Raw genomic sequence first — 4,815 nt, 5'->3', positions numbered from 1 at the left:
GGTATAACACCACCGACTGACCGGGCGTAACCGCCCATTGCGGCTCGTCAAACTGCACGATCAGCTTGCCATCGTTGACTTCCAGCAATTCACACGCCGCATCGGCTTGTCGATAGCGGGTCTTTGCAGTGTAGCGGCCGGCTTGTGGCGGCTGATCGGCCACCCAGCTCAGCTGGCCTGCCTCCAAGCGTTGCGACAGCAGCATCGGGTGATCATGGCCCTGCACTACCACCAGCTCATTGGCCGCCAGGTCCTTTCCTGCCACATACCAAGGCTCGCCAGCACCACCAATGGCCAGACCCTGGCGCTGCCCCAGCGTGTAGTACATCAAGCCCATATGCTCGCCCACCACCTTGCCCTCCGGCGTGCGCATCACCCCCGGCACCTTGGGCAGGTAGCGATTCAGGAAGTCGCGGAACGGCCGCTCGCCGATAAAACAGATGCCGGTCGAATCCTTCTTGGCGTGATTGGGCAGATTGATTGCGGCAGCCATGCGCCTTACTTCGGTCTTCCGTATGGCGCCCAGCGGAAAGACTGCACGCGAGACCTGGTATTGATTCAGGCGGTAGAGAAAATAGCTCTGATCCTTGCTCTGATCGGCACCGCGCAACAGACGGGTACGCCCGTCCGCGTCGATATCCACCGCCGCATAGTGCCCGGTGGCAATGCGCTCGGCGCCGAGGCTGATGGCGTAATCGAGAAAAGATTTGAACTTGATCTCGGCATTGCACAGCACATCGGGGTTAGGTGTGCGCCCGGCCTGGTATTCGGCCAGAAAATAGGCAAACACCCGGTCCTTGTACTCCGTGGCGAAGTTCACCAGCTCGATATCGATGCCCAGCAAGTCCGCCACCGCAATGGCATCGCGCGAGTCTTCCTTGATCGAGCAATAGTCATCGTTATTGTCGTCTTCCCAGTTCTGCATGAACACGCCGACGACATCGTAACCCTGCTGCTGCAGCAGCCAGGCACTGACCGATGAGTCAACGCCGCCAGACAGGCCGACAACAATGCGCGATGCGGAATCAGTCATGGTGTTGTATCAACTCGAGTGGATAGCGCCGACCGGCGCGGTAGTCATCAATGCACTGCAATACCAAGGGGCTGCGATGGCGGTCGCGACAGGCAAGCACCTCGTCGTAGCTTAGCCAGACGGCACGGATGATGCCCTGATCAAGCCTGGCAATGCGGTCGGCATCGGCAAATTCAGGCGCGTGCGTCTGGTTAACAACGGTAAGCCCGGCAGTGGCCGTATCGTGCAAGCGGGCGATATAGGCAAAGCGCAAGAAAGTCAGGTCTGCATGCTGCGTCGGCGACCATTGGTAGATGCCGAGTAACTCGGTCACCTCGACCGCAAAACCGGTTTCCTCCACCGTTTCGCGCACGCAGGCTGCCTGCAGCGACTCGCCGTGGTCGAGATGCCCGGCCGGCTGGTTATAGCGCCGCCCATCGGTGGTTTCTTCCTCAACCAGCAAAAAGCGCCCCTGGTGCTCCACCAACGCCGCCACCGTGCAATTGGGCTTCCATATGCGATCTGACACCGAGCACTCCAATCATTGCGGCGCTTGCCGCCGCGACACAAGCAGCAATCGCAGTACAACAAATGCAAAAAGGCAGCCTAGGCTGCCTTTTCTTCCAAAGGAGGAAAGAAGTAGATTACTTCTTTGCTTCTTCCTTCTTCTCTTCGTGCTTAGCGTCAGCCTTCTTCTCTTCCTTCTTAGCGTCAGCCTTCTTTTCTTCCTTCTTGGCGTCAGCCTTCTTCTCTTCCTTCTTCTCTACCTTCTTGGCGTCGGCAGCAGGAGCAGGAGCGGCAGCAGCAGGAGCGTCAGCAGCGAAAGCAACAGTGGCGAACAGGCCGGCGATCAGGGCAGCGATCAGCTTCATGGTAAATCCTTAGTATTTTGGGGTTGAGATTGGTGCAACGGCGCAAAGCGCATCGTCGAGCATTCATTGCGCGACAACCGCGAAATATGACAGCACCTCCCCGCACAAGTCAACCCCTCTGCAGCGAAACCACATTTTTGTCTTTTCGACACACATGCATTTGACACCAGTTCACAACTGGTATTGAATAGGTATTGCACTGGATCGATGCTATTCCAAGCGCAAGCAAATACAAATCCTCAAGGATGGCGACAATATATGGCTCCCGGCTTTTTGATCGGCGTTGATGGCGGCGGCAGCGGCACACGACTGGTGCTGTGCGATGCCGCAGGCAAGCCGCTTGCGCGCAGCAGCGCCGGCCCATCCGGCCTGGGCTTGGGCATCGAGCCTGCCTGGCAAGCCATACACGAAGCGCTCGCTCGCGCCTTTGCCGATGCCGGGCTTGCCGGCGCGCCTGCAACGCAATGCGCCATCGGCCTTGGCCTTGCCGGCGTACACAACCCGGCCTGGGCCGCCGCCTTTCTGGACGCAGCTCCGCCATTTGCCGCCATCGAGCTGGCAACCGATGGCTTTACCACCTTGCTTGGCGCCCACGGCGGCAAGCCGGGCGTGATTGTCGCCATCGGCACCGGCACGGTGGGTGAGGCCTGGTTTGGCGGCGAGGACAAGCGCACCGCATCGGGCTGGGGCTTTCCCAGTGGCGACGAAGGCAGCGGCGCCTGGATCGGCCTGCGCGCCGCCCAGCTTGCCCAGAAAGTACTGGACGGCCGCAGTCAGAGCAGTCCACTTGCCCGGGCCGTCATCGCACAGCTGGGTGGCAATATCGAGCAGGCCTTCAAGTGGTTCGGCCAGGCCAAGCAAACCACTTACGCACAACTTTGCCCATTGGTATTAGAAAACGCACCGCTCGATGCGGCCGCTGCTACTATTCTGCGCGCCGCAGGTGAGGAAATCGCCCAGGTCGCGCACGCGCTCGACCCCGCAGCCTCCCTGCCTCTCGCCCTGTGTGGCGGCCTTGCCGATGCCCTGCGTCCCTGGCTGCCTGCAGAACTGCTCAACCGTGCGCAACCACCGCTTGGGGACTCCGTGATGGGCGCACTGCATCTGATTCGGGGACACATCTGATATGGACAAGGCTCGCGAAGACGCATTGCAGGCATTGAAACCGGATGCGGACAGCAGCACGCCGCTCTATCTGCAAGTTGCCAACAAGCTGACCTCCGCCATCAATTCCGGCCTGTGGCAGGCCGATGAGGCACTGCCGAGCGAACGGGTACTGTGCGAAGTGCTCGATATCTCGCGGGTCACCGCCCGCAAGGCGATGGATATCCTGTTCGAGCAGGGCCTGATCGTCCGCCGCCAAGGTTCCGGCACCTATATCGCACCACGGCTGGTACAGCCGCTCTCCCGCCTCACCAGCTTTTCGGAAGAAATCCGTAGCCGCGGCTTTACCCCGACCTCGCGCTGGCTCAGCCGCGATATCGGCATTGCCAGCCAGGAAGAGGTGTTGCGCCTCGGGCTGTCACCCTCGGCCAGCGTGGCGCGCCTGCGTCGCCTGCGTATGGCCGACAACACGGTGATGGCGATCGAGACTTCCATCCTGCCCAGCCGCTATATGCCCGAGCCCACCAAGGTCGGCGATTCGCTATATGCCTGGATGGATGCCCACGGCGCCTCGGTCGTGCGCGCCCTGCAGCACCTCAAGGCAGTGAATGCCAGCGACGAAATGGCGCAGCTGGTCGGCCTGCCTACCGGCACCGCCATGCTGATGATCACCCGTATCGGTTATCTCGAATCCGGCTTGCCGGTCGAGCTGACCTACACCTATTGCCGTAACGATTACTACGACTTTGTGGCTGAGCTACGCCGCTAGTCTCCCCAGTCCCAACTGAATCACGCCATGACCGCCAGCCGATCATTCGCCCCCTGCATGCCCGCCGCTACACAGCGCCGCTAAGAAAAGGAACAGCATGCCAACCCTCTACGGCAATATCCTCACTTCAAGCGGCTGGTGCCACGGGCGCCTCGGCTTCGATGCACAGATCCATATCATCGACGGCGCAGCAGCCGATCCGGCCGGCAATGGTGACGACCTTATCCTGCCCGGCTTTATCGACCTGCATGTGCATGGCGGCGGCGGCCGCGATGTGATGGAAGGCGCCGATGCCCTGGCCACCATTACCCGCACCCATGCCCGGCACGGCACCACCAGCCTGCTGGCTACCACCATGACCGCGCCGAAACGCGAGATCGAACACGCCTTGCGCGGCGTGCATGATGCGGTGGCGCAGCGCGCCACTGGCGGCGCGCGCGTGCTGGGCGTGCATCTGGAAGGCCCCTACATCAACCCGGGCAAACTGGGCGCCCAGCCCAATTTCGCCCGCGACGGCATGCTGACCGAGATCAGCGGCTTCAACACCCTGGCGCCGATCAAGGTGCTGACGCTGGCGCCGGAAGTGCAAGGCCATATGGACCTGATCGGCGAGCTGGTATCGCACGGTATCCGCGTGCAGCTGGGCCACACCCTAGGCAGTTATGAAGACGCGGTCGAAGCACTGAAGCACGGCGCCAAGAGCTTCACCCATCTGTTCAATGCCATGAGCGGCCTGCATCACCGCGAGCCGGGCATGGTGGGTGCCGCCCTGGCCCATGCCGAATATGCCGAGCTGATTCCCGACCTGCTGCATGTGCACCCCGGCGCCATCAAGGCAGCGCTGCGCGCCATTCCCAAGCTGTATTGCGTGACCGACTCGACCGCCGCCGCCGGCATGCCTGATGGCAATTACAAGCTGGGGCGGCACACGGTAACCAAATGCCTGGGCGGGGTACGCCTGCCCGACGGCACCCTGGCTGGCTCCACCCTGACGCTGGACGAAGCACTGCGCAATCTGGTCGGCCTCGGGCTGGACATCGACGACGCCTCGCGCCGCC

General features: G+C 61.7%; 6 protein-coding genes. 3 read left to right on the top strand and 3 right to left on the bottom strand.

Annotated features, from left to right (window positions below):
* The 3 genes from mnmA to ACE3OH_RS19355 form a co-directional block, all read right to left on the bottom strand.
* The coding region (mnmA, locus tag ACE3OH_RS19365) for a tRNA 2-thiouridine(34) synthase MnmA (RefSeq protein ID WP_374357047.1) at positions 1 to 1,033 on the bottom strand (1,033 nt) is incomplete at its 3' end.
* A complete protein-coding gene (locus ACE3OH_RS19360) occupies positions 1,026 to 1,541 on the bottom strand; it encodes an NUDIX hydrolase (protein WP_374357044.1) in 516 nt (171 codons plus the stop codon). The genes ACE3OH_RS19360 and mnmA, both read right to left, overlap by 8 nt.
* Before the next feature lie 115 nt (positions 1,542 to 1,656).
* Entirely contained in the window at positions 1,657 to 1,884 is a 228-nt protein-coding gene (locus ACE3OH_RS19355; RefSeq protein ID WP_374357042.1) for a hypothetical protein, read from the bottom strand.
* 258 nt (positions 1,885 to 2,142) lie between these two features.
* Between ACE3OH_RS19355 and ACE3OH_RS19350 the strand changes: the two genes are divergently transcribed.
* The 3 genes from ACE3OH_RS19350 to nagA all read left to right on the top strand — a co-directional run.
* On the top strand, positions 2,143 to 3,009 hold the full coding sequence (locus ACE3OH_RS19350; RefSeq protein ID WP_374357040.1) for a BadF/BadG/BcrA/BcrD ATPase family protein: 867 nt from the start codon (positions 2,143 to 2,145) through the stop codon (positions 3,007 to 3,009).
* Position 3,010: 1 nt separating this feature from the next.
* Positions 3,011 to 3,757, top strand: a complete 747-nt coding sequence (locus ACE3OH_RS19345) for a GntR family transcriptional regulator (RefSeq protein WP_374357038.1) — start codon at positions 3,011 to 3,013, stop codon at positions 3,755 to 3,757.
* A 97-nt stretch (positions 3,758 to 3,854) separates the two neighbouring features.
* Positions 3,855 to 4,815 (top strand): N-acetylglucosamine-6-phosphate deacetylase (gene nagA, locus ACE3OH_RS19340; protein ID WP_374357036.1); only part of this gene is annotated, 961 nt, incomplete at its 3' end.

Origin of the sequence: Chitinimonas sp. (genome assembly GCF_041904975.1) — a bacterium.
In the GTDB taxonomy this organism is placed as follows: domain Bacteria; phylum Pseudomonadota; class Gammaproteobacteria; order Burkholderiales; family Chitinimonadaceae; genus Chitinimonas.
This window is presented reverse-complemented; position numbering and strand designations above follow the sequence as displayed.